This window comes from Epilithonimonas xixisoli (assembly GCF_004365655.1).
In the GTDB taxonomy this organism is placed as follows: Bacteria; Bacteroidota; Bacteroidia; order Flavobacteriales; family Weeksellaceae; genus Epilithonimonas; species Epilithonimonas xixisoli.
The window spans coordinates 835,505-860,831 of record NZ_SOEO01000003.1 but is presented as its reverse complement, the minus strand read 5'-3'; the positions used below and the strand labels follow the sequence as shown (position 1 = coordinate 860,831).

Below are 25,327 nucleotides of genomic sequence, written 5' to 3'. Positions count from 1 at the left end.
TCGAAATCGAGAGGTCTAAATTGAAAATTATTGAGAACTGACAATTTGAATTTAACGAAAAAAGAAAAAACTGAAAACTGAAAACTGAAAATTAACAAGGAATTTATGGACAAAAAACTTGACTGAAAAATAACTTTGAAACAACAAACTGACGAAAAACGAAATTTAACAGAAAAATAAACCGCTGGATTTCTGCTTCTCTAAATCGAAATGAAGGCACGAAATTTCCGATTCGACTGAATAAAAAATACTACAGACAACATCGGTTTGACAATAGCGGGGCTAAATACTCAAAATCCACGCTTTCCATTTCTATTTTATTTTGTATTTTAGTTGAAACATTTCCGCTTCGGGCGCCCCGCTATCGCCAAGCCGTGGAACGTTATCGGCAATTTTATAAAGACACAGTGGAAAACAAAATAATTACAATCAAAAAACTTGAAAACGGAAAATATTTTATTGACTTACATAAATATCTAATTTCGTTTTTAATATCACTAATCTTAATTTTCCCAGCAACCTATTTTCCGAGTAAAAATTTATTATTTTCGGTTTTATCTGTTATTATTTTTTGGATATTAATTGCCGTGATTATTGATATAAATGATTTCTTCGGCAAGAAAGTTCACTACAAAATTTTTGAAAAGAAAATTTTTAATAATTTGCTTAGAAATGGATTTCAAATTGATAAAATTGATAAATATAAGGGCTTGATTACAGAAAAAAATGGAAGAACGATTCGTGTTTTTTATAATTGGAACAAAACTGCGGAAAGACCTTTAAGTTTTGGAGACATTGAAATCAATATCTTTTACGAACCTCAAATAATTGAAAGTGATTATAGTAAAATTAATGTTGAAAAACTAAAACCATTAAATAAAAAATATGACAAAACTTTGTGGTCAAAAATGAAAAGGACAATGTTTACTTATGATTGCCTGAAAATCTGCTTTAATTATTATCCTTGGACTAAAAGTGAAAAAATTGAACAGGAAATCTCACGTGGACTGCAGATACTTAGTGAAACTGATTTGAAACCTTTCAACTTAAGAAACATTCAGGACAAAGATTTACGACAAAAAGAAATTGATGGTTTCTTTTATCCCAATATGCAGTACATATGGGAATTGCAAGAAAAAAACAGCCGATAACAAGGGTTTTGCGATAGTGGGGCGAAACTGCAAAGTTCAACGGGGTTGTTCTTCGGTTCAACTTTTGTACAAAATTGAAGATTTGTGCTTCGATTGCCCCACCATCGCAAAGCCCCGAAACGTTATATGTAATATAAACCAAAAATAGAAATGAAAATAAAAAAAATATTATTTAGCATATTAACCGCTCTTGTTTTAATGATATCAATATTCCTTTATATAAATAAGGATAAATTTGTCTATGTAGGTTCAGTAGATATTATTGAAGTCGATTGCAGCAAAAAACGTCAAATCTTGAGCGAAGTTTTAGAAAGTGACCAAAGGATTAGAAAATCAAATGAACTCATCAAATACGCTAAAGAAGATCACAGGAATCAGGAGTTAGTAATCAGCATTATTGAAAAGTGTGGTATGCCAACATTAAAGGAGGTGAGTCAAAGACAAATGGATGCAATCTGGTTGGGACTTCAACACAGTACTGAAGAAATCAGAAAAAAGTATTTTCCACAAATAGAGAAAGCGGTTAAAAATGGAGACTTATCTAAAGGACAGTACGCATTGATGAAAGACAGGATGTTAATGGACGAAGGAAAACCCCAAATATATGGTTCACAAATAAAAAATGGTAAACTGTACACATTAGAAAATCCTGAAACTGTGAACGAAAGAAGAAAAGAAATGGGAATGGAACCAATAGAGGATTATTTAAAGAATTTCAATATTCAGTTCAATCCGAAATAAAATACTACACATAACAATGGTTTGCCAAAAGCGGGGCTAAAGTTCTTCGATTGAACATTTGTACAAGGTTCAATAGAAGTATTTCTATTGAACTTTTGTGCTAAAAATCCCCGCCATCAACAAGCCCCAAAATGCTAGCGGTAACCCTATAACAAACAATACGTTGTATAAAGTATTTCTAATTTTATTGCTATTTGGAATTTCCTCTTGTAACAAAAAAACAGATTTTGACAAAATAATCTACAACTACTACGGTGGTTTTGATGGTCCAATTTATAACCTTGAATTAAAAAATAATAAAAATTTTATTCTAAAAAGAGATTTAGTTTTAATTGACGGAACTTCACCATTTGACTTCCAATATGATTCAACAAAAATTGGGTATTTTGGAGGAAAAATAACTAATGAACATTTTGACCAGATTAAATTGGGACTAACAAAAATTTTAAAGAAAAATTATAAATACAATGACCCTGAATTTACTACGGATATTCCTCACTTAAATTTGACAATAATTACATCAAATGACACAATATATATTCACACATTAAATGTTACGGAAAATTTCACAAATGATATCTTAGTTTATCTAAATAGAATAGGCGAACTTGACTCGCTGAAAACAATTAAACCATTCAATACCAAAGAGAAAAATTAGGACTGCGTACAACAAGGGTTTGGCAATAGCTTGCAGAAAGTACATAGTTAACGTTTTGTGCTTCGGTAGAAATTTGTATTTTAGATAAAAAATTTCCGGCTTCGATCGCCTCGCTACCACCAACTCTTGAGACGTTACAGGAAACATTAAAGTTAGACAGTACCGGACAAAATGATACAACAAGAATTCGCTGACAGAGCCAAAACAATTTTAGAGTCAAATGATAATGTAATAGGTTTGGCTGTTGCAGGTTCGTGGCTGACAAATGAAATAGATGAGTTTTCTGACCTCGACCTTATTCTTGTTACAAAGCAAAAGATTTCTAACGACAAAAATCTAATGCTTGACTATGCAAAAAGTTTGGGGAATTTTCTATCAGGATTTACAGGAGAACACGTTGGAGAACCAAGGGTTTTAATTTGCCTTTACGACAATCCGTTATTACACGTTGACATAAAATTTTTAACACTTGACGAGTTTCAGACTCGCATTGAAACACCTTATCTACTTCTTGACAAAGTTGGACTACTTGCAAAGGCAATTAGTAGTTCACAAGCGAAGTTTCCATATCCCGACTATCAATGGATTGAAGACCGTTTTTGGACCTGGATACATTATGGTTTATTAAAAATCGGACGTGGTGAGTATCTTGAAGCATATGACTTTATGGGATTTTTACGGATGGTTGTTTTTGGACCATTGCTTCACATAAAAAACGACAATTTACCTCGTGGCGTTAGGAAAGTAGAAGTAAGTTTAGAAAGTGAAGATTTTGCGAAACTAAAACTAACAATCCCAACGTACGACAGACAGTCATTATTAGAAAGTTTGAGAAACGCAGTATCGTTATACAGACAATTAAGGACAGAACTGTTTGACAAAAAAGTAACATTGCAAAATGATACAGACAAAAAAGTGATGAACTATTTTGATGAAATTCAGAACCGAAAATAAAAGAAAAGCCGCTTATATCAACGGTTCTGCGTCAGACGTGCTGAAGTGCAAAATTCAATGGCAGTTTTTCAATTGAACTTTACTTTTGCGCTTCTATTTCCCACCCTAGATCCAAGCACCGAAACGTTAGTAACAAGCTTTCAAAAAATCCATCATAAAATGAATTACAAAATATTACTAATATTAATTTTCGTGAAAACTTATTCTCAAGAAAAAACGGATTGGAATAATGTGTATTGGGAAAATAAAATTGCTTTCAAGAAACAGGATAATACAATTTTTACAGGGATTGTACAGAGCAAAAGTAAAAATGGACACGTTAAATATGAAGAAATTTATAATAATGGAAAATTGATTAAATCGTTACTTTATTACAATATAAATTTCGCGCAATTGGTAAGTACTGAAACCATCTTCAATCCTGAAACTAATAAGAAAATAAAACTTCTTAATTTTAGCAGTGACGGAAAAAATAAATGGGAAACAAATTTTGACGAAAATGAAGAAAAATCTGAATTTAACTTTTATAAAAATGGAAAAGTAATTGAGCACAAAGAATTTTTTCAAGGCAAGAAAAATGGCAAATGGTTTTGTTTCGAAAAAGATGGCTCTAAATGTGAAATTGAATATGAAAATGGAAAAAAAATAAAAGACTGTAGATAATAAAGGCTTGCCCACAGAAGGCATAAAATCAAAATTCACGTTTTGTTATTCAGTAGAAATTTGTATTTTTAATTCTAATAAACCTTACAAAAAACACACTATGATCATTTTCGGAACAAGAGCCAGAACTTTAAAACCAAAAGAAAACAAATCCTATGACTGTGATTACTGCAATACGAAAGGCAGTGTCACTTTCTCGTTTATCGCGCGGTACTTTCATATTTTTTGGATCCCTATCTTCCCAACTTCGAAGAAAGGAATTAGTCAATGTAGCCATTGCAAAAAAGTGCTTTATGAAAATGAGATGAGCCCAAGGATGAAACAGGATTACGCCGATGCCGCTGCCAGCGCTAAAAGACCAATCACCCATTATTTCGGGTTGTTTGTCATCGGATTACTTTTAGGCTTCATCATTTACGGAATTGTTACAAACTCAATGAATGAAACGAAATATTTGGCAGAACCAAAGGTCAATGACGTCTATAGAATCGAGAAAAATGGTTCCTACACACTTTACAAAGTTTCGGAGGTAAAAGGTGACACGTTGGTTTTCCAACCGCACACTATGGTTGCTGAAAAATATATGAAACTCTCGGAATTGCAGAAGAAATTCAAAAATGATTATTCCAACGAAACTATAAAATTCACCAAAGCTCAAATCAATTCGATGAAAGAAAGTTCTAAAAGTGATTTTGGAAAGATTTATAGTATTGAGCGGGAATAACACATTTATTTAGATTGTAATACTTGATTAAAATCAATTTTAAAAGAAGCGCTTTCAATACCAGCATTATTCTTTGTGTTGGCGTGATTCTTATTTGTTCCTATTTAATCTACACGGAATACAACATTCCAGAAAGAATTGCACTGAGTTTGTTTCTCATTGCTAATGTATTTGTCTTAATATTTAGATTAAAACAATTCTACAAAATTTACAGTTCAGGAAATAATGTTGCGCTGAAAATTGGTGAATTCGGTATTGAAAACAATACGCAAGCTAAAAGTTATTTCATCAGCTGGAGTGAGATTAGCACCTTTGAAATTGGACATTTCAGAACCCGCCAAATCTACATTAAACCAATAAATCCAAATCACTTTCCAAGGAAAAAATATTTTGGACTATACTTCACTTCGAAGCCGGAACTTTTGTGGATTGACAGCGATATGATTGATATTAAACGAGATGAGTTAATTAACATTTTAAATAGAGAACTTCATAATTGTAATAAAAAAAGTAACAATAATTCCGTTAATACAAATCAATCATAAAAACTCAAACATCAAAAAATGAAAAAACTATTACTAACTTTATTTTTTACAATCAGCATTTTCGCTTCTGCACAAGAATTGCCAACCGAACCAGCAAAAGGTTTTGCCTTCCCTATCGGAACAAAGTTTACAATCAAACTACATCCTACCGACTCTACTAATTTTGATTTTTCGATCATCGAATTTGAACCATTTCAAGAAATAATTGATAGTTGGGAAAAAAGTAAACTATTTAAGGAAAAAGGTCTGGATGGAACAATAGAATTTTACTTTTGTCTAGGAACACACGGCAAGACCGAAGAAGAGAAACAAAAAAATATGAAAGTGTTGCTTGTGATGAAGAACAGGACAAAATATGCTCTTTCCTACAAATCAGATATCCAGACTGTTGAAGATGGAGAATTCAAAGAAACTTCAAATGTCGGAACTTTTCCTAATGCACAAGGAACAGAAATTTGGCCATACATGATTCAGCAAATTGGTTTGCACGATTTTGCGATAATGAAGCAGTAAAATAATTTTCGCAGAAGAAAATTCTTTAAATATTGCCAGGACAAACAATCCCATTCTTGGAAAGAATTTTGCTATTCCTTTCCCAAAATGAAAGTTATGAGAATCCTTTGTTTTTCAATTCTATTCTTAGCAATCACGTCTTGTTCGACGAAAAAATATACCAAAGCAAACTTACTTCCAAAAGGCATAAAATCTGCGACGGAAGAAGTCTATGACGTTTCAAATGGTCAAAGAAAACTTCTCCAGAAAAAGGAAATGGTCTTCACCAAAAATGGAAGAATCAAATCTTCCAAAACCGTTGATTCTGGCGGAAAGCTCTTGAAAACCACCGAAAAGAAACTTTGGTTCACGGTGGAAAGATATCCCGACACAGATTCCTACTATTGCAAAACGCGATGGAAACCGAATCAGCGGGAACGCATCAGTTGCTACACGCAAAAGCAGTACAAACAGAACGAAAGCATCTACCATTACAACAAAAATGGAAGCATCGATAAAATAGTTGATAATTTCGAGGACTTCCACACGCGTCAATTTCATTATGCTAATGATGAACTTTCCAGGATTGTCATCACAGGAAAAGACAATCAAATCGTTGATGAATTATTGATAAAATGTCTTTCAAAAGACGAAAAAGGAACTTGCCTGAAACAAACCAGAACTTCTACGAAAGCAAACGAAAAGGAAGAGATTTTAATTAATCCTAAATATGATTAAGTCTAATCCTTAGAATTTAAACAAACTCTTAATGAAATCCTTATTCAAGAACTTGTCTAAAGGATAGATTTTCAGGAAGTAATTCCCAATGAAAAGTAAAATCAAAACGATAGTTGGTTTGTAGAAAAGATTCAAAATATTGAGTTCAAAATCTGGTAGAAGAATCGCCACATTGATTGACAGAAATCCCAATATCAAAGCATACATCATCTCGATTCCCAGTGGAAAAACTTTGAATTTGATGTAATTAAAAGTAATTTTGGTGATATTGTACAAGGAAAGAGAAATTGCATAAGCAAGTGCAATTCCGAGAATTCCCAAGTCTGTGTACGTCAGGAAAATCATATTAAGACTAATTGTAAGAATTGCTAAAATCAGCATCACCACAATATTGAATTTGTAAAATTTGGACAATGAGATAATATGACTGTTAAAACCTGTCGCCAAATCAAACAACATTGCAAATCCTAGAATCCAGATGATAGGCTCTGCTGTTCTTAGGTCCTCGCCATTCTTCATCAAGTCTGCCAAGTAAGGAAACCCAACCGCAATGCAACAAAACAAAACCAAACCAAGAAAGAACAGACTTAGCGAAGTTTTCTTATGAAATCTGTCCAATTCGTCGTAATCTCCATTTGCAAGAACTTTGTTGATAATGGGCGCAGAAAGATTAAACAATCCCATTTGCGGAACAACAATCAGAGAAATAATGGAATAAATATTATTATAAATCCCATTTTCCTCAAAGTTGATAAACTCGCCAATCATTATACTATCAATCTTAATAGCTACGTAGCTACCGATGTTTCCGAGAAATCCAAACAAACTATAAGTAAAAATCTGTTTGTAAAAATTATCTTTTTTGAAATATGCTAAATTAAAATCCGGTTTTATTTTTTCCAACTTATTAGCATAAAGACCATATCCAAAAAGCGAAATTACAAACATCATAAAGAAAAACCCGTAAGCCGATTTTTCTGCAAATCCCATAAAAAAGAAAAGACAAAATGCTCCAAGATTGGCAATCTTCGGAACAAAATTTTCGAAAATATTAGGAATAACTACTCGTTTGTAATTGGTCAAAAACTTATTAAAAACCGAAGACAAAGCAAGAACTAACGCTAATGGCAAAATCATTTTTTTCATCTCCCAAAATTTAAATTCTTTCAAACTGGGAAAAATATAAGCAAGAAGAAAATAAATTCCGACAATAATGGTAAAATTGACAAAAATCGCCAGCAAACTGAGCGACAACATATTGTGGTGTTTCCCATCAGCATTGACTTTGCTGAAGAATTTGACGTTGGAAAAACTCAGTCCAAAAACCACGATTGGAACAATCATTTCAGCGGTCGGCAAAATGTAACGGAGCTTTCCATAAAACTCCATATCGTATGGAAAAATGAAAATCGCCGAAAACGTTCCCAGCAAAAAACCGAGATAACCAATGATAGAATATTTTATACCTTGTCTTGCAACGACGCTCATTTGTTATAATTGATGGTTGATAAATGATGATTGATTGTCAGTCTGAGGCTCTCGAAGATTTGGTAAAAATATGATGTTATTGATGTAATCTTTGTAATTCTTCACATTGTCAGGATTTTGCTGATTGAGAAATTCTTCTGTCAAAGTTTTCAGCTTCAAAGATTCTCTGTCGAGATAATTGACGGAAAAACCCCAATCGGAAATCTCGGAAATCAAAGTCCAAAGATTGTCTTCGTGATGGCGTTGTTCCATTTCCACCATCAAAATTGGTTTGAATTTCTCAATCGTTTTTTTCGCGCCACGCAAGGTTTGCATCTCATTTCCCTCCACATCAATTTTAATAAAATCAAGTTTTTGGAACTTCAAATCTAATTCATCCAAAGGCTTCACATCCACTTTTTGAAGAATTGTCTTTTCCTCATTTTTTTCTTTGATAGAAGTCTGCAAAGTCCCTCTTGTATGGATTTTTTCACCATTGATAACAGGAATCTTGAATTCGGCAATTGTGGAAATATCAGATAAAGCTACCGACGACAAATTGACTTTTGGGAACAATCTCCCCAATCTTTTAAATAATTGTGGATTGGGTTCGAAAGCGTAGATGTTTTCTGGCTTCAAGTGGTTTTCCAAAGTGAAAAGATAGGCTCCGACATTAGCTCCAACATCTATAAAAACAGCTTCATATGCCAGAATATTTTTAATCCAAAGAAACTCAGGTTCTACTTTTCTTGACAACAGATTATGAGCATCCAGACCTTTCAGTTTTTTGAAAAATCGGCTTTTGTAGAAGGTTGGCGAAATGTATTGTAGATTCTCAGCAAGCTTACTGTAAACGCACATAAATTTGTTTCATAAAGAAATGAACGGCAAAGAAAAGGGATTTATTTTACAAATCATAAAATTTTGTTAAAATAATAAAGTCTAAGCAATGAGAATTTATTTGAGAAAACTATTTTTTGCAATGTAATCCGTACTGATTTTCAAGCTTTCGAACATATCTTTATCGCTTGAATCTTGTTCTACAAACCAATGTTTCAGTCCAGCTTTTTTTCGCGCTTCGAAAATAGTTTTGAAATCAATCGTTCCGTTTCCAATTTCGGTAAAGTCTTTGGTTCCGGCTTTCATATCTTTCACGTGCCAGAGCGGAAATCGTTTGGGATATTTTTCAAAATATGTGAGCGGATTAAACCCTGCTTTCGCCATCCAATAGAGGTCGAGTTCCATTTTGACCAAATCAGGAGAAGTATTATTTAAAATGAAATCATAAAAAGTTATTTCATCAAACTTTTCAAATTCAAAATCGTGGTTGTGATACGCAAACTCGATTCCTACTTTCTTGGTTATTTCGCCAGATTGATTGAGCAATTCAGGAAGTTTTTTATAATGTTCAAAAGTCCTTTCTTCCTCGAAAAGATAAGAGCAAACCATATATTTTGAACCGATGAAATGCAAATCTTCCACAGATTTCTCCCAATCGTTGAGCAAAGTTCCTTTGGTATTATGAACAATTCCTGTCGTGTGATGCGAGCTGATGACTTCCAAACCAACATTCTTCAGAATCGATTGAAATTCCGTTCTGCTTTTTCCGAAGAAAGTTCCGTCGTAACCGTAAATTTCAACTTGATTAAATCCCAATTCTGCTAACTTTTCCAATGTTTTTTCCAAGTTCTCAGAAATGGCATCTCGAACCGTGTACAATTGGATGGCTAAAGGTTTTCTACTGTTCATCATATTTGAATTTCCGCAAGCGTACAATCCTAAAAATCCCAACGAAGATAAGGCGATAAAATCTTTTCGGTTCATTTTCGGTTTTTAAATTTGATTAAAGATATTGTTTTTTGAAATGAAATAAAAAATCAAAGCCTGCTGGGAAATGGCAGGCTCCGAAAGAGAAAAATTAGGAATAGTTAGTTTGATTTGATAATTTTAAACGCTAAGAGCGCTAAGTTTTTTTTATCATTACTGAAAATATTTTAAGTTGCGCAAAGACGCTTTCGCTCAGCAAAAAAGCATTTCTATGCACTGTCAGGCTGAGGCTCTCGAAGCCTTTCTCACAAGCTTATCTAATGATATCCTTTCGCACAATAATTATTAAACTTTGTCCCTCAGTTTCTTAATAATCTTTCGAAGCGCTTCCCGATTCTTGGCTTCGTGGTAGAATCTTGGGAGTTTTTCTAATAAAGTAAAGTGAGTTCTATCTTTGTGTTCCCGCAAACCTGCAGAGATATATGCTTCTAGATAGTCCAACTCTTCGCCATTGTATGCTAAGAAAACATCATCTTTGAAAGGATGTTGCAACCACAACTCTGCTCCGAAAAAGAAGTTGGCAGAACTTACATTTAGCACTTTATGCCCTGCAATCTCCGACTCCATAGAAACTTCTTTGTTATAGCTACAACTTAAACATTGCAACCGAGCTACTTTCTTTTCTCTAAAGGTTTTGGCTATGGCTTTCTTTTGACATATAGGACAAACTAACCAAACTTCTTGGTAGAAATCTGAGGCGGTTTTGTTTTGGTCTTGGAAGCGGTGGTTGTTTGACATAATGTTTTATCCTCTAATTCCAAATGCTGTGAATTCAATATTGTCTTTATGATCTGGCTCTTTGATAACGTGATGTTTAATTTGTTCTTTTATCCAATCAATCCAAGATGAGTTGTCTTTTTCCTCATCTTTTTCTCTTCTAAGTATTTGTAGGTAAAAATTAATTTGCAAAAGGGTCGTGTTCTTGTACGCAAAGTGTTTTAAGATGCTTAATTGCGTTTTCTAGTTTTGGAGCATTATTTGGTGGAAAATCTGACATACTGCCTAATGAGTTATCATTTTTATCTACTATGCCAAATGAGGATGTTTTTTTAATTATTTTTTCTACTTCGAATACATTAATAGTTGCATTTCCTGCATTGTATGTTTCAATATTAATTATACCATTTTTATTGATTATTAATTCCTTAATCATTGAACCACTTTTTTTCCCTGCTGGGAAAAAAAATACATTGGTGTCTACAAGTAATTTATGAATATATGTTACTGTTTCTTCAAATGTTGGTTTCTTATCTTGCGCAAAAGAAGATAGGCAGAACAGCAATAGAAATGCTGTGAGGATGGTTTTTGTTTGCATAATTTTTTATTTTATTGTTTTGTAAATTACTTACAAATTGACAGTAAATACTTTAAAGCCATCGCTTTTAGCTGACTCTATTTCTTTATTCCGTATCTGTATCAAATCTTCTTTATCTTTTTTGAATTGCCAAGACATATGATCTATATAGTACTTGGACAACTGACCTGAATACTTGCTTTTTGTTGTATTTATAAAATGTTGTTTTATTTTTGAGTAGTTGTGCGCACCTAAACCTGTCGGATTGGGGCGTTCTCCATATTCAACGTCTGAAATATAAATCCATTTAACGGGAATATTATTATTACTTCCCTCCGTATAACCACCCTGATAATAAAGGAAGTAATATCCGCTCTCGACCTTTTTTGTTCTGTTTGCTGTAAACGAAGCAAGAAACACTGTTATCGCAAATACTGCGAATAATAAAAATAGCTTTTTCATAATATAAATTATTTAAAAATAACAATCACAGTTTATTCCAACTACTGTAATACCGTCTGATGAATAAGCATTATAGGATTGACCTTTTTGTGCTTGTATAGATTGCATTGATACTACTTTTCCGTTTCTGCTAAAAACCCAGGTAAAACACCCGTTTTCCATTGCTGTTACAGTTACATTGTATGGATTACCAAATGATTGTAAAAATCCACATACCAAATTTTGACTTCCGAAATCTGTTATAATTTCTTTCACTTTGGAATAATCATAACTTTCCGTTTCTCTGTGATTTGCACCATCAATAATTAAATTTCGCATAATAATAAATCGTATTAATTTTCGCTTACTCTATAAGGTTTTCAGCATCTCCTTTTTAATTAATTTCGTTAACAATCGTTAATTTTTTTTCATTTTGTTTTTAAGTTATTAACTTTATTTTTCGTCACTTTTTTTTCAATTCATTAATATCTTTTAATCGAAGTTGACAAAAAATAGTAGTAATTTTATCAACTTTTTTTTGATTATTTTCCCCATTTATTTTAACTACATCTAATATTAAAGTACCAACAGAAGCCCAATCAGCTAAAGAAGCACCACTTTTACTCGAATAATCTTTAAATGCTAATGAGCCACTTAATTTTTTAATATTTTTTACACAATCTTCATAATAACTATATTTTTTTGGAAGTTTGAAATCTTTTTTAATATTTTTATTAATTAATTTATAAACACGCAAGCTATTTTTCTCACTTAAATCAGCACATAGTTGATTGATTAAAATATCAACATTTATTTTCAACAAATTATAGTTAAGATTAATATCTTTTGCTTTGTCAGTCTGTAAAGTATATTGAGGGTTATTTACTAATTCACTCATTTGCACTTCAGAGATAGTTTTCAGTTGAGTTAAATAGGCAACAAATCCCATTTTACGTGCTGTTACAATAATCTCCTCTTGAGATTCTTGCCCCCAAACAACTCCGATCCAAAGCACAAGCAGTAATAATAATTTTGTTTTCATAGTTTCTTTTTTTATAGGTTAAAAAGTTTCGTTTTTGCCTTTATTACAAAAAGTTTCTAAATGCTTTAAAGCCTTCTCTGTACGTTTCAGAATATTATCTTCTCTATTACTTATTCTAATAACTTCAGAATTATTTCTATAAATAGTAAGTCCTCCCAGTCCCATTTCTTTACTGTATTCACCACTATATAAAAACCTACCGTCATTTGAAACTCCCTTGACATTTGTAGGCATTTCAACTATTATATGGTAGGTTTTTCCGTCCCAGTCTAAATGGTGAAAATCATATTCCAAGCTAATAGTACATTCGTCAATCTTTATAACTTTAAGATTAGAAACCCTAGAGTTTGTTCCTTCCAAATATTTATTTAATTTCTCTTTCAGCCAAGCAATAGTTTCTTCTTTCGTCTGTGCCTTTGTTTCCATTGAAAATCCTAAAAACGCCAAGAGGCAAAATATTTTTAATAGTGTTTTCATAATTATAAATTTTTAAAATTACTGGTCACAAGAAAAACTGGTATAGTTAAGATGAACAATTTCATAACCATATTCTTTGTATTGGTTTATCATTTTCAATCTTATATTCTCTGCTTGTGAGCGAGTTGAACCACTCAGCCCGTCCACTGCCAGACTTCTGTTGCTCCAATCTATTTTATAGCTTGTTTCAGCTGGGATATAATCCATCAAGTACATTTTTAGCTGGCTTACGCAAGTTTCCACGTGATTGGTTTTCTTTATCTGACTGCTCAAAATTGGGGTTACTGCAAATTTTTTGTTAGCCAGTCTAGACATCCCAAAATAATAGACCGTTTTCGTGTCCTGCGCTTTTGCCGTGTTTGCAAAAAATAAAAATCCCAACAGCAAGATTGCTGTTACCATTGGTGTTTGTAATGTTTTGTTTTTCATAATATCAATTGTTTTAAAGTTGTTTTTTTTCATTTAAGATCCTTCGACAAGCTCAGGATGACAGTCCTAAAAATCAAAGCTTTAATCTTTGTCAGGCTGAGGCTCTCGGAGCCCATTCCCAACTTCCAAAAACTCAGTCATACCAGCTTCCCAACTCTATCTTGTAACCTGCTTTTTCAAAGGCTTTTTGGAGGGATTCTCCCAGAAATTTGTTTTGACGTTGGAGGCGGATTCCAGTGAAAAACAAACTGCTTGTTTCAGTACCATCTTTTTCGTCGTAGAGTTTTTTCAGATATGTGGTCGTGATTTTAACTGCATCATTATTGGCACTAAAAATCACATTGATGTCTTTTTCGACAGCATCAATCTCAGAAATCGGCACTTCCCTTTTTTCTACATAATGTATATTTCCTTTTTTGGATTCTATCTCTATAGAAAGTATTCCGTTTGCAATTGCGTAAGGCTTTATGATTCTAAGCGTATCATCAAAGTGATTGTACTCTGCTTTGATCTCAAGGTCTTCCTTTAGATTTTGATTCAGGATTTTTACAATCTCGGATTCTTGTGCATAGATGTTTTGAAAGAGACAGATTATCAGTAGCACGAAGGCTCTGGAGAAAAGAGTTTCCATAGTTATTATTTTTCTTTCAAATCTAAAATGAAAATAGAATACAAGTAAATACCACTTTCGGGGTATTTTTATCAGAAATAATGTTAATTTTATATCAAAATTATAACCGAGATGGAAAAAGATTACAAAGTTTCATCTAAGAAAGCTCATCCGCTTCTGGATGTTTGGAATGCGTTTCCAGAAACACTGCAAAACACTTCACATTCCATTACCACACCTCCACCAGTTGAGCAAATCATTGGCGAGATGTTTGCTATGGGAGAATTTTATTACTATGCTCTCAACGTTTTCGACAGTACCATCATCAATCCGCATCCTAATATTCTGAAAATGCACGGTCTGAAAAAATCCCCGAAGTACTTGAAGGAAATCATAGACCTCATCCATCCAAACGATATAGAATATGTGATGGAAGCTGAGCGAATGACGATTGAAAAAATGCACGAGATTGGTTGGGAACATCAGCAAAACTTAAAATGTAGCTATTGTTTCCGAATGAAAACGGACAAAGGCAATTACGAAATGTTCCATCATCAGTCTCTGCACATTAAAAAAGATGAAGCGGGAAAACTATTGCAAGCCGTAAACATCCACACCAATATAGAACATATTACAAAAGTCAATTCCTACACGGTCTTGGTTGCAGGAATCGGTGGACGTACAGATTTTCATCAGATGCATTATAAAAATATCAAGCAAACATCTGCTCCAAAAAACATCTTGACCAAACGCGAAATAGAGATTCTCTCATTATTAGCAAAGGGCTATTCGGCAAAAAACATCTCAGAATCCTTAGACCTCTCCTACCACACGGTTACGACGCATCGCAAAAATATCCTTAGCAAAACAGAATGCAAGAAAGTGCCCGAGCTTGTAAAAAAAGCTTTGGACTGGGGACTTATTTGAGATAATTGATAATTGATAATTGATAATTAACCCTTTATTCCCAAACTTGTTTTAAATTTGATTTTTAATTTGTCTTTAAAAAAATTTAAATTAATTTTATGAAATACTTACTAATTATTATGTTTTCACTTTTCGGATTTTCAAAAAACAAAGCGCAGGCAAAATCGATTCACAGTTTCAAAGTAGAAGCCTTGGATGGCTCTACGATTGACTTTTCTAAGTTCAAAGGCAAAAAAATATTGGTTGTGAACACAGCTTCGGAATGTGGTTTTACACCGCAATACAAAGATTTGCAAAAATTGGCGGACACTTATAAAAACAAATTGGTAGTCGTAGGTTTTCCAGCGAACAATTTTGGTGGACAAGAACCTGGTTCTAACAAAGAGATTGCAACCTTCTGCCAAAGAAACTATGGTGTGGATTTCCCGATGGCCTCGAAGATTTCTGTAAAAGGTAACGACATCGCACCCATCTACAAATTCCTCACAGACAAGAAAGAAAACGGAGTGAAGAACACAAAAATACTATGGAACTTCACCAAAATTTTGCTTGATGAAAAAGGAAATGTGATTGACAGTTTTGTCAGTACGACTAATCCAACGAGCGAAAGCATCACGAAATATTTGAAATAGGCAGAAGTCAGAAGTCAAAAAGAAAGCGTTCAATAGTTTGAACGCTTTCTTTTTTATTTATCAATTCTCAAAAAATTTCCGTTTTTATCAAATTCCAAATCAATGTCATTATTTAAATCGACTTTGATTTTATTTTTTTCTTTATCAATGGCTTCTACTTTGACGCCTTTGTATTTTTTATCGACATAAGCTTTTATTTTTACAGGAATCAAAGCTGTCGGAACGCCTTGTTTGTCGATGATTTCTTCCCAATTACCGTTTTTGTCGAAGTCGATTTCTGCGCCGTTGTTTAGCTTGACTTCGTACTTTCTACCGACAAGTGTATTCTTGGATTCGTATTTTGCAACCGTCGCTTTTGGATAATATTTCGCCAAAAAGCTTTTGATATTTGCAGGCATTTGTTGGAATGTCACTGAAACATTAATTGAATTTGCTTCCGATTTTAAAGCAATTTCTTTCTTTCCAACTGCTTGGAAGAGCATTGCTCCAGAGAACAATAGGACTAAATTTAGTTTATTTGATTTCATAATTAATTATTTTTCTGAAATTTACTAAATTACCTACAAACAAAAAAGCGACCAAAATAGTCGCTTGTATTATTTTAAAATCAATTTCGATTTAAACAAAAGGTAACTTCACCACTTTCGCAGGAATGTCCTTATTTCTGATTCTGATGAAAATCTCTGAATCTAGTTTGAAGTTCGGTTTGTCAACGTAAGCCAGTCCTATTCCTACTTTCTTCATTGGAGACATTGTTCCGGATGTTACTTTTCCGATGACTTTTCCTTCGGCATCTACCACTTCATAATCGTGTCTTGGAATTGCTTTCTCCTGCATTTCGAAACCTACTAATTTTTTGGTAATGCCTTCCGCTTTTTGATTTTCCAAGAATGCTTTATTCACAAAATCTTTATCGAATTTCGTAATCCAGCCTAATCCAGCTTCTAGTGGAGAGGTTGTATCGTTGATGTCATTTCCGTAAAGACAAAATCCTTTTTCCAATCTCAAAGTGTCTCTGGAAGCCAATCCGCAAGGAATTAATCCTAAATCCTGTCCAGCTTCTGATAATGCTTCCCAAATCTGTTCTGCATTGTCATTATTAAAATAAATCTCGAAACCGCCACTTCCCGTGTAACCTGTATTTGAAATGATGACATCAGAAAAACCAGCCACAGAACCGACTTTGAAATGATAATATGGAATGATTGACAAATCTGTCTCCGTTAATTTTTGAAGAATCTCCGTTGCTTTTGGACCTTGGATGGCAATCAAAGACATTTCATCTGAAGCGTTGGTCATTTTCGCTCCGAATTTTTCGTTGTATTTTGAGATGTGATTCCAGTCTTTATCGATGTTTGAAGCGTTTACTACTACGAAATATTTCTCATCTTCCATTTTGTAAACAATCAAATCGTCCACAATTCCGCCAGTTTCGTTTGGCAGACAAGAATATTGTGCTTTTCCATTTTCAAGCGCATCAACATTATTGGAAGTTACAAATTGCAAAAGGTCTTTCGCAGATTCTCCTTCGATGAAAAACTGTCCCATATGAGACACATCGAACATTCCCGCTTTTTCGCGGACAGCAAAATGCTCCTCGTTGATTCCGGTATATTGAACAGGCATTTCGAAACCTGCAAAAGGAACAATCTTAGCTCCCAAAGAAACGTGTTTATCGTATAAAGCGGTCTTTTTCATTTTAATTAAAGAGATTTATTTTTGTTGCAGACAAATATAAAGAAGATTTTAGATAATAGTACAGACTTTGAAGTAGGATGATAAATATTGCTTGATAGCAACGTCCAATTTCGTTATCTTTGCCGAACAATATTGATATATCATTTATCGATTATCAATCATCATTTATAAAAAGTTATGAGCGACACGATTCTTTGCCCGAAATGCCAATCCGAATTTACTTATGAACAAGATAATCTTCAGGTCTGTTCCCAATGTTTCTACGAATGGGACCCGGCGGAAGTTTCTACGGAAGGGAAAATTTTCGATTCTCTTGGGAAGGAATTGCAAAACGGAGATTCTGTGATTGTCATCAAAGACCTTCCTGTGAAAGGTGCTCCGAAAGATATCAAGGCTGGAACGAAAGTGAAAAACATTAGACTAAGACCAGAAAGTGACCACAATATCGATTGCAAAATTGATGGTTTTGGGTCGATGGCTTTGAAGTCTGAGTTTGTAAGAAAAGCTTAATTGGCTTTTGGCTTTTGGAAAATTGCATTCACAAGCCAAGGTAATAAACAGATAACGAACACATCCACAAATGATTAAAAATATTTTAAGAAGTCTTTCTGCCTGTGTGGCAGGATTTGTACTTTCTTTTGCAATTTTTCTTATTTTCTTCAGATATGGTAATCAAGCGGATATTATGGTTGGTTATTTGATGTTTATGACTTATGCTGGTTTCTTAATATATAGTTTGATTGTAGAAAATACCTTGTTCTTTATATATCAGAAAAATCATTGGAATGCGTTTGTAACAACTTATTCAATGGTTTTTATATTTATATTATTTTATTTTTTTGCACGCCAAAATCAAGAATCAGACATTATGCTAACCGTAATTACGGTTCCTATTTTCTTATTGTTGCAAGCTATTGGATATTATTTTCAGAAAAGAAAAATTGTGGCAAAATAAAAAAGGAAAAATTTGGCAGGGTCGACTTTCAAAGACTTTGATTGTCTCGTCGAAACGAAACTAATTTCAATCCTTAGGGGCAGAAAGAGAATTAACCAAAAATTTCCTGATGTATTTTCGTTTAGCAAAATTAGAAATTATTTTCATTTCAACAAACTGGAAATCTATAAGTTATCCATATTTTATCCACAAAAAAACAATTTAGTTATTGAGTGGGAATTTTAACGCAAAGTCCGCAAAGATTTTTTTAAAATTATTGAAAGTATTTTAAGGTTCGCAAAGACGTAAAACTCATCAAAGTTTATATAATTAATCTAGTAATATTGTTACTAACTAAAATTGAAGATTGACTTTTCCTTCTAAAAATTCATCTGAATAGATGATGATAGATTTATCATTGATTAACAATTTGTTTCTGTAATGAGAACCTGCGAAACGGCTGTCAGAAACGGTTGCTTCTACTCCACTTTCGGCGATTTTGATTTGATGTGGAAAGTAATTCGTTTTCTTTAAATTAAATTCAGATTTTTCTTCGTCGGTGAAAATATTGACTTCGCCAAGAAGTTTTGCAACGTAATCGTTATAAGGATTTTCATAAGTTTCTTTCGGAGAATCATTCTGAATCAATCTGCCTTGTTGCAAAACGACAATCTTGTCAGCCCAAGGTAAAACTTCTTCCAAATTGTGCGTTGAAATTATTAAACTGAGATTATTTTCTTTGACATAATTAAAAAGTTTTTCCCTCAACTCAAACTTTCTCGAAAAGTCTAGATTACTGAAAGGCTCATCCAGCAAAAGCATTTTCGGAAGAACCGCCAAAGCTCTTGCAATCGCGACTCTTTGTTGTTGTCCACCGCTTAGATTCTTGGGAATCACTTTCGCAAATTCTGTCAAACCAACCACATTCAACAATTCTTCAACCTTTTCTTTTTTCTCTTTTAGATTGATGTTAGAAATGAATTTTCCAACGTTGTCATAAACCGTTCCGTAAGGCATCAAATCGTAATTTTGCGCTACAAATTTCATTTGAGATTCTCCGGGAACAAGATTGCCTTTTGGTCCAAATAGTTTTTCGCCTTCAAATAAAATTTCGCCATTTTGCCAATCTATCAAACCGTAGATCAAACTTAATAAAGTTGATTTTCCACATCCACTTTCACCTACCAAAGCGATAATTTGGCCTTCATCTACATTCAGGTTAAGATTTTGAAACAATGGTTTATCGGTCTGATAATTGAAATACAGGTTTTTAACTTCTAACAACATCTTGCAAAATTAGTGGTTGAAATCGTAATAATTTTATTATTTTAGCAAAAACACAAATTTAGACATTATTTAAAAATTTCCATTATGAAAAAGACAACTTTAATCTCCGCAATTTTATTGATTTCCGCTTCGGTTTTCATCATTTCTTGTGGAAAAGACAAACCCGTAACTAGCGAGAGCAATGAAGTTTTGACAACGTCGAACGGACAAGTCTATGTGGTGGACACTTTAAATAGTAAAGCGGAATGGAAAGGATTCAAAGTTGTAAAATCTGATAATACTAGCCATATTGGAAATTTGAAATTCGAAAGTGGAGAAGTGACCGTGAAAGATAGTAAGCTTGAAAGCGGACAATTCGTAATCGATATGAACTCCATCACAAACGAAGACTTGAAAGAAGCAGAATCGAATGGAAAACTTCTGGGACATCTCAAAAGTGCAGACTTCTTTGATACTGCAAAATTCCCCAATGCTTCTTACGAAATCACAAAAGTCTCGGAAGGACTTGCAGGAAGCGATTACAATACTATTCTGGATGGAAATCTTACTTTGAAAGGCATTACAAAACCATTCAATTTCAATGCGAATGTAAAAGTGAAAGATGGAGAATTAACCATCGCAACAGAACCCAAAGACATCAACAGAGACGAGTTTGGAATCAAATTTCAAATGCCTGCAGCAGAAGGTTTGATTAAAAATGAGATTAATGTTCAGATGAAAGTGAAGGCGATTGAAAAGAAATAACTTGAAGAAACAAGAGACAAGACTTGATACCCAAGATTAAAAATTCAAATCTGCTTTGCGAAAAGGCAGATTTTTTTATTTTAAAATCGTATTTTTGCACTCTATAATTTATTATAACCAATGCTAGAGAAAATTGATGACCTGCTGATAGAAGTACAAAATTTCCAATCTTCTGCGAAAGATGAGATAGAACAATTCCGTCTCAAATTCAATGGAAAGAAAGGAATTATGAATGATTTTTATGATTCTTTGAAGCAAATTCCCAACGAGCAGAAAAAAGACTTTGGACAGAAAATCAATGTTCTGAGAAATGCTGTGAATGAGAAACTTGAGGATTTGAAATCTTCTTCGGAGAGTAAAATTATTCTTGAGAAAGAGGATCTAACACGTCCAGGATTCCCTTTGGAATTGGGTTCTCGTCATCCAATCAACTTGGTTAAAAACAGAATTATTGAAATCTTCAAATCCATTGGTTTTGCAGTTGCAGACGGACCTGAGATTGAGGATGATTGGCATAATTTTACCGCATTGAATCTTCCGGAATATCACCCGGCAAGAGATATGCAGGATACGTTTTTCATCGAGCAAAATCCAGATGTTTTGTTGAGAACGCACACTTCGTCCGTTCAAATCAGACATATGGAAAACAACGAACCGCCAATGAGAATTCTTTCTCCTGGAAGGGTTTTCCGTAACGAAGCTGTTTCTTCCCGTTCGCATTGCATTTTCCATCAGATTGAAGGACTTTACATTGATGAAAATGTAAGTTTTGCAGATCTTAAACAAACCATTCAATTTTTCACAACGGAACTTTTCGGAAAATCGAAGATTAGAATGAGACCTTCTTACTTCCCTTTCACAGAGCCAAGTGCAGAAGTTGATGTTTATTGGGGACTGAACTCCGAAACGGATTACAGAATCACAAAAGGAACTGGCTGGTTGGAAATTATGGGTTGCGGAATGGTAGATCCTGCAGTTCTTAATAATGTAAACATTGATTCTGATAAATTCTCGGGATATGCTTTCGGAATGGGAATCGAGAGAATCGTAATGTTGCTTTACCAAATGAGCGACATCCGTATGTTCTTTGAAAATGACAAAAGAATGCTGGAACAGTTTAAATCATTATAATTAATTATTTTTATGAAATATTAATCCTGTAAAACATTATTTTTACAGGATTTTTTATTATTTTTATAGGAAACTAAATAAAACCGCAAAATAATGAGTTCCAAAAATCAATCGGCGACGTTTTCTAATTTTAGATATAGAAAAATCGTTCATTATTTTCTTATATTGTGTATTTTATTGATACAAATCATTCTTGCAGGATTCTTCTATAACGAATTTATGAACAAGAAGAATTTGGCGTTCATTGAGAAACAGCTGAATGAAATCAACTCCTTGGAAAACCTCACCAACGATTCCAGAAAAGAATTGCTGATTTCGCAAGATCATTTCCAGAAATACCTGATTACCAATGATAAAAAACATCTGGATTTGTATTTCGCATCTGTCAACAAGCTCACAAAAAATCTAGACAGCATCAACAGTTATCAAAATCCTAGACTGGAAAGCATCGTCTTGCCTCAGAAAAAAGATTCTTCTGAGTTCAAAAAACTTAAGATGCTGGCGGATTCTACTTATCAGTTTTCTACAAAATCGAGTTTTAAAATCCGTGAAGATCTTCCGAAATTGAAAAAGTATGATTTTAACAATTTTAACTTCGAAAAATTTGACATCCAAACCAAAACCATTTCCGACACGGTGAAAAAGAAAGGCCTTTTTGGACGTTTGGGCGACGCCATATCCGGAAAAGTAGATGTGCAGAAAGAAAGTACCGTGATTACTGTAAAAAATGGCGCCGTGACCAATGCTGAGAAGATTAAATCTGAAATGGACAGCATCGTAAAAACGATTAACAATCATTATTCTAAAGAAGTTCAGAAAATACAAGTAAATGTTACCAAGAATTCTAATCACAGTGGAAGATTTTATAAAGTGTTCAACAACTTATTGATTTATAGCAATGATTTGATGACGATTTACGAATTGGCCATCCAAACCTCGAAATCCGATTTGCAGAAAGAGTACGAGGCTCAGACTTCTAAGAATAATGAAATCCGAACTTACCTGGTTTTTGGTTCGATGATTCTGATGTTCATTGTATCAATTTTGATAATGTTCCTCACTCGGATTGCCTTCATCTACGAAAAGCAATTAAAGGCTGCGAATCTCCAAATTAAAGAAAATCTTAGTTTTAAAAACAGGATTCTGGGAATGCTGAGCCACGAGCTGAGATCACCTCTGAAAATCATTGGAATCTTCATCAACAGAATTAATAAAAAAACCAATGATGAGAGCATTAAGGAATATTTGAAATCGATCAGTTTTACAAACAACACCTTATTGATGCAAGCCAATCAAATCCTGGAATACACCAAAAATCAACACGTTGAAAACAAACTGATTCCAGTGGTTTTCAATCTCAAAAATGAAATAGATTCTATCCTGAGTTCTATCGAGCCTTACATTGAAACAAGAAATAACAAATTTGTCGTTCAACAAAATATAAATCCGAATCTCAGCGTTTTCTCTGACAACACCAAGATCAATCAGATTTTTATGAATATCTTAGGAAATGCAAATAAATTCACAGAAAACGGACAAATTACGGTGAACACAAGAAGTGAAAATGTAGATTCTAAAACAGTTTCTTTAATCACGGAGATCACGGATACTGGTGCAGGAATTTCGAATTCCGATTTGGAAAAAATCTTCGAGCCTTACTATCAAGGTGTATTGTCGGAAGATGTAGAAAATCTTGGAGCCGGTCTTGGACTGAGTCTGTGCAAAGAGATTGTAGAATTGTATGGCGGAACTATTTCCGTAGATAGTGAACTGGCGAAAGGCACAACTGTGAAATTTACCATAAATCTTGACCTTAATTCATGAGTTTCCCAGATAAAAAAATAACTTTTCTCCTTGCCGATGATCATAGCCTGATGAGGCAAGGGATTGTTTTCATATTGGAAGACATTGAGCTGGATTTTGAAGCGGTTCACGCCTCGACTTTACAAAAGGCTTTGGAAGCTGTAAAATCCAATCCAATTGATATTGCCATTATAGATGCACATTTCCCAGATGGAACCAGTTTGTCCATTTTGCCGGAAATCAAAACCATCAATCCCGACATTAAGATTATGATTTTCTCCGGCATTGATGAAAACGTACACGCCCTCAAATACATCAATGCAGGCGCCAACGGTTTCCTTAGCAAACTGAGTGAGGAAGATGATGTGAAAAATGCTATCCAACGTATGATACAGTTTGGAGAATACATTTCACCCGTGACACAGGCCTTGCTCATCAATTCTGTCCGAAATCCCAAATTGGCGAATCCTCTTCTTTCTCTTACAGAAAAGGAGCTGACAATTGCCAAAATGTATGCAGAAGGACTCGGAAATCTAGAGATTGCAAACAAATTAGAAGTCAAACAAAATACAGTTAGTACTGTAAAAAAGAGAATTTTTGAGAAATTAAAAATTGATAATATTGTAGATCTTATCGATATCCTGAAAGAACATCAGTAAAATCTCCGACACTATATTTTAAAGCTTATCGATATGATAAGCTTTTTTTGTAGATAAAAATCTACAAGCGTTGCGATGTATATCTAAGTGTTTTATTATATTTTTTTTGCTGTTGTCTGTAATTTTGTCCCAACAAAGAAGCTGATTATTTAATCACAAAAAAATAAAAGCAACAATGTACAAAATTGGGTTCTAAAAACACAAATGATGAAAAACACAATTTTGAGAATTCTGAAAGCATAAATGATGAAAATGCAATTTCGAAGATTCTAAAAACACAAATGATGAAAAAACGATTTTGAGAATTCTAAAAGCACAAATGATGAAAAATGCAATTTCGAAGATTCTAAAAACACAAATGATGAAAAAACGATTTTGAGAATTCTAAAAGCACAAATGATGAAAATGCAATTTCGAAGATTCTAAAAACACAAATGATGAAAAAAAGTATTCCTAAAAGCAATACTTACAAAAACAAAAAAACCAAATGATATAAGTATCACATTTACAGAGTCGAAAGGCTCTGTAAAAGATACTCAAAAAAAACACTACACAAATACACTATAAGATTCTACTTACACATGATGAAATCTAAGTATCAAAATTACAGAGCTAAAACAGCTCTGTAAATGATGCTTAAAAAGCTGAAGTACTATTACTTCTTACAAAATTAAAATAGCAATCTCATTTTCAAACCGACTCTACAAAATGAAAATAAATAACAGAAAAGAAGTCACTCTCAAGTTGTACGGATTCTTCTTTCTTCTCCTTTTGGATCTGCTTTTTTTGATCTTATCACAACAGTTTTTTCCTAGTTCAGAAGAATTTTATTACACCTCTTTTGTAATAATTTTCATCTTTTGTATGTGGCGAATCATCAAACTCAAAATATTCTCTTTGGAAGTCTCAGAACACATTTTATCTGTGAAGTACAGACATCCGCTGGCACAAAATCGCCAACCTGTTTTAGAATTGCCATTGCACAAAGTCATCGCAATGAAAACAGAAAAAGCAGTCATCAATTATATTCTTAGCATCAGCATCAGTTCCAGAAAAGGAATCAAAAATTTCTATTACAGATTGGAACAAATGCCGGAAAACCAACCAGAGAAGTACAATCAAATCGCTGAGTTCATCAAAACCAGCAAGAAAGAGCCATATCATTATTCATAATTATATTTTTTGTTAACCTTAAGATCCTGTAAATTAATTTTTACGGGATTTTTTTATTAATGATAAATTATAATGCGAACATATCC

Annotated in this window: 32 protein-coding genes; 18 read left to right on the top strand and 14 right to left on the bottom strand. The window is 33.4% G+C overall.

What is annotated here, in order from left to right:
* Window positions 1–407: 407 nt before the first annotated feature.
* The 9 genes from B0I22_RS15950 to B0I22_RS15915 all read left to right on the top strand — a co-directional run bounded on the left by B0I22_RS15950 (window position 408) and on the right by B0I22_RS15915 (window position 6,666).
* The gene (locus B0I22_RS15950; RefSeq protein ID WP_133946549.1) at window positions 408–1,151 is read left to right on the top strand and encodes a hypothetical protein; all 744 of its coding nucleotides are present in this window, start codon (window positions 408–410) and stop codon (window positions 1,149–1,151) included.
* A 150-nt stretch (window positions 1,152–1,301) separates the two neighbouring features.
* Window positions 1,302–1,892: a DUF6624 domain-containing protein gene (locus B0I22_RS15945; RefSeq protein ID WP_133946547.1), complete on the top strand. Its 591-nt coding sequence runs from the start codon at window positions 1,302–1,304 to the stop codon at window positions 1,890–1,892.
* Between the two features lie 163 nt (window positions 1,893–2,055).
* Window positions 2,056–2,550 (top strand): hypothetical protein, encoded by a 495-nt coding sequence (locus B0I22_RS15940; protein ID WP_133946545.1) that lies wholly within the window; start codon window positions 2,056–2,058, stop codon window positions 2,548–2,550.
* Between the two features lie 171 nt (window positions 2,551–2,721).
* Window positions 2,722–3,504: a nucleotidyltransferase domain-containing protein gene (locus B0I22_RS15935; protein WP_133946544.1), complete on the top strand. Its 783-nt coding sequence runs from the start codon at window positions 2,722–2,724 to the stop codon at window positions 3,502–3,504.
* A 192-nt stretch (window positions 3,505–3,696) separates the two neighbouring features.
* A complete protein-coding gene (locus B0I22_RS15930; protein ID WP_133946542.1) occupies window positions 3,697–4,167 on the top strand; it encodes a DUF2963 domain-containing protein in 471 nt (156 codons plus the stop codon).
* 100 nt (window positions 4,168–4,267) lie between these two features.
* Window positions 4,268–4,891 carry a zinc ribbon domain-containing protein gene (locus B0I22_RS15925; protein WP_133946540.1) on the top strand — a complete coding sequence of 208 codons (624 nt, stop codon included), beginning with the start codon at window positions 4,268–4,270 and terminating at the stop codon, window positions 4,889–4,891.
* A gap of 23 nt (window positions 4,892–4,914) precedes the next feature.
* Window positions 4,915–5,436, top strand: a complete 522-nt coding sequence (locus B0I22_RS16475; protein ID WP_425459601.1) for an STM3941 family protein — start codon at window positions 4,915–4,917, stop codon at window positions 5,434–5,436.
* Between the two features lie 18 nt (window positions 5,437–5,454).
* Complete coding sequence (locus B0I22_RS15920) at window positions 5,455–5,949, top strand: hypothetical protein (RefSeq protein WP_133946538.1); 495 nt, start codon at window positions 5,455–5,457, stop codon at window positions 5,947–5,949.
* A 96-nt stretch (window positions 5,950–6,045) separates the two neighbouring features.
* The gene (locus tag B0I22_RS15915) at window positions 6,046–6,666 is read left to right on the top strand and encodes a hypothetical protein (protein WP_133946536.1); all 621 of its coding nucleotides are present in this window, start codon (window positions 6,046–6,048) and stop codon (window positions 6,664–6,666) included.
* Window positions 6,667–6,675: 9 nt separating this feature from the next.
* Here the strand turns inward: B0I22_RS15915 and B0I22_RS15910 are convergent, their stop codons facing one another.
* From B0I22_RS15910 to B0I22_RS15860, 11 genes are all read right to left on the bottom strand, one after another.
* Window positions 6,676–8,154 carry a lipopolysaccharide biosynthesis protein gene (locus B0I22_RS15910; RefSeq protein ID WP_133946534.1) on the bottom strand — a complete coding sequence of 493 codons (1,479 nt, stop codon included), beginning with the start codon at window positions 8,152–8,154 and terminating at the stop codon, window positions 6,676–6,678.
* A gap of 3 nt (window positions 8,155–8,157) precedes the next feature.
* Window positions 8,158–8,994 (bottom strand): FkbM family methyltransferase, encoded by an 837-nt coding sequence (locus B0I22_RS15905; protein ID WP_133946532.1) that lies wholly within the window; start codon window positions 8,992–8,994, stop codon window positions 8,158–8,160.
* Window positions 8,995–9,090: 96 nt separating this feature from the next.
* Window positions 9,091–9,957, bottom strand: coding sequence for a sugar phosphate isomerase/epimerase family protein (locus B0I22_RS15900; RefSeq protein ID WP_133946530.1), 867 nt, complete (start codon window positions 9,955–9,957; stop codon window positions 9,091–9,093).
* Window positions 9,958–10,245: 288 nt separating this feature from the next.
* A complete protein-coding gene (locus B0I22_RS16385; protein WP_246022256.1) occupies window positions 10,246–10,527 on the bottom strand; it encodes a hypothetical protein in 282 nt (93 codons plus the stop codon).
* A 331-nt stretch (window positions 10,528–10,858) separates the two neighbouring features.
* Window positions 10,859–11,275 carry a hypothetical protein gene (locus B0I22_RS15890; protein ID WP_133946527.1) on the bottom strand — a complete coding sequence of 139 codons (417 nt, stop codon included), beginning with the start codon at window positions 11,273–11,275 and terminating at the stop codon, window positions 10,859–10,861.
* A 30-nt stretch (window positions 11,276–11,305) separates the two neighbouring features.
* Window positions 11,306–11,716 (bottom strand): hypothetical protein, encoded by a 411-nt coding sequence (locus tag B0I22_RS15885; protein ID WP_133946525.1) that lies wholly within the window; start codon window positions 11,714–11,716, stop codon window positions 11,306–11,308.
* Between the two features lie 12 nt (window positions 11,717–11,728).
* Window positions 11,729–12,034, bottom strand: coding sequence for a hypothetical protein (locus tag B0I22_RS15880; RefSeq protein WP_133946523.1), 306 nt, complete (start codon window positions 12,032–12,034; stop codon window positions 11,729–11,731).
* Between the two features lie 124 nt (window positions 12,035–12,158).
* On the bottom strand, window positions 12,159–12,737 hold the full coding sequence (locus B0I22_RS15875) for a hypothetical protein (RefSeq protein ID WP_133946521.1): 579 nt from the start codon (window positions 12,735–12,737) through the stop codon (window positions 12,159–12,161).
* 18 nt (window positions 12,738–12,755) lie between these two features.
* Window positions 12,756–13,214: a hypothetical protein gene (locus tag B0I22_RS15870; RefSeq protein ID WP_133946520.1), complete on the bottom strand. Its 459-nt coding sequence runs from the start codon at window positions 13,212–13,214 to the stop codon at window positions 12,756–12,758.
* Window positions 13,215–13,232: 18 nt separating this feature from the next.
* Window positions 13,233–13,643: a hypothetical protein gene (locus tag B0I22_RS15865; RefSeq protein ID WP_133946518.1), complete on the bottom strand. Its 411-nt coding sequence runs from the start codon at window positions 13,641–13,643 to the stop codon at window positions 13,233–13,235.
* 133 nt (window positions 13,644–13,776) lie between these two features.
* The gene (locus B0I22_RS15860) at window positions 13,777–14,274 is read right to left on the bottom strand and encodes a hypothetical protein (protein WP_133946516.1); all 498 of its coding nucleotides are present in this window, start codon (window positions 14,272–14,274) and stop codon (window positions 13,777–13,779) included.
* Between the two features lie 111 nt (window positions 14,275–14,385).
* On the opposite strand from B0I22_RS15860, the gene B0I22_RS15855 reads away from it, so the two are divergent.
* Both B0I22_RS15855 and B0I22_RS15850 read left to right on the top strand, forming a co-directional pair.
* Window positions 14,386–15,180, top strand: a complete 795-nt coding sequence (locus B0I22_RS15855; protein ID WP_133946514.1) for a response regulator transcription factor — start codon at window positions 14,386–14,388, stop codon at window positions 15,178–15,180.
* A 98-nt stretch (window positions 15,181–15,278) separates the two neighbouring features.
* A complete protein-coding gene (locus B0I22_RS15850) occupies window positions 15,279–15,812 on the top strand; it encodes a glutathione peroxidase (protein WP_133946512.1) in 534 nt (177 codons plus the stop codon).
* A 53-nt stretch (window positions 15,813–15,865) separates the two neighbouring features.
* Here the strand turns inward: B0I22_RS15850 and B0I22_RS15845 are convergent, their stop codons facing one another.
* The gene (locus B0I22_RS15845; protein WP_133946510.1) at window positions 15,866–16,339 is read right to left on the bottom strand and encodes a PepSY-like domain-containing protein; all 474 of its coding nucleotides are present in this window, start codon (window positions 16,337–16,339) and stop codon (window positions 15,866–15,868) included.
* A 91-nt stretch (window positions 16,340–16,430) separates the two neighbouring features.
* Window positions 16,431–17,510, bottom strand: a complete 1,080-nt coding sequence (gene gcvT, locus B0I22_RS15840; RefSeq protein WP_133946508.1) for a glycine cleavage system aminomethyltransferase GcvT — start codon at window positions 17,508–17,510, stop codon at window positions 16,431–16,433.
* 177 nt (window positions 17,511–17,687) lie between these two features.
* Between gcvT and B0I22_RS15835 the strand changes: the two genes are divergently transcribed.
* Window positions 17,688–18,020 (top strand): zinc ribbon domain-containing protein YjdM, encoded by a 333-nt coding sequence (locus tag B0I22_RS15835; RefSeq protein ID WP_034965113.1) that lies wholly within the window; start codon window positions 17,688–17,690, stop codon window positions 18,018–18,020.
* Window positions 18,021–18,090: 70 nt separating this feature from the next.
* On the top strand, window positions 18,091–18,465 hold the full coding sequence (locus B0I22_RS15830; RefSeq protein ID WP_133946506.1) for a hypothetical protein: 375 nt from the start codon (window positions 18,091–18,093) through the stop codon (window positions 18,463–18,465).
* Between the two features lie 333 nt (window positions 18,466–18,798).
* On the opposite strand, the gene B0I22_RS15825 is transcribed toward B0I22_RS15830, so the two are convergent.
* Entirely contained in the window at window positions 18,799–19,731 is a 933-nt protein-coding gene (locus B0I22_RS15825; protein WP_133946504.1) for a sulfate/molybdate ABC transporter ATP-binding protein, read from the bottom strand.
* 84 nt (window positions 19,732–19,815) lie between these two features.
* On the opposite strand from B0I22_RS15825, the gene B0I22_RS15820 reads away from it, so the two are divergent.
* The 5 genes from B0I22_RS15820 to B0I22_RS15800 all read left to right on the top strand — a co-directional run bounded on the left by B0I22_RS15820 (window position 19,816) and on the right by B0I22_RS15800 (window position 25,241).
* Entirely contained in the window at window positions 19,816–20,475 is a 660-nt protein-coding gene (locus B0I22_RS15820; RefSeq protein ID WP_133946502.1) for a YceI family protein, read from the top strand.
* Between the two features lie 120 nt (window positions 20,476–20,595).
* Entirely contained in the window at window positions 20,596–21,606 is a 1,011-nt protein-coding gene (gene pheS / locus B0I22_RS15815) for a phenylalanine--tRNA ligase subunit alpha (RefSeq protein ID WP_133946500.1), read from the top strand.
* A gap of 93 nt (window positions 21,607–21,699) precedes the next feature.
* Window positions 21,700–23,430, top strand: a complete 1,731-nt coding sequence (locus tag B0I22_RS15810) for a sensor histidine kinase (protein ID WP_133946499.1) — start codon at window positions 21,700–21,702, stop codon at window positions 23,428–23,430.
* A complete protein-coding gene (locus B0I22_RS15805; protein ID WP_133946497.1) occupies window positions 23,427–24,068 on the top strand; it encodes a response regulator transcription factor in 642 nt (213 codons plus the stop codon). Before B0I22_RS15810 ends, B0I22_RS15805 begins: the two co-directional genes overlap by 4 nt.
* 708 nt (window positions 24,069–24,776) lie before the next feature.
* Window positions 24,777–25,241: a hypothetical protein gene (locus B0I22_RS15800; RefSeq protein WP_133946495.1), complete on the top strand. Its 465-nt coding sequence runs from the start codon at window positions 24,777–24,779 to the stop codon at window positions 25,239–25,241.
* Window positions 25,242–25,327: the final 86 nt, after the last annotated feature.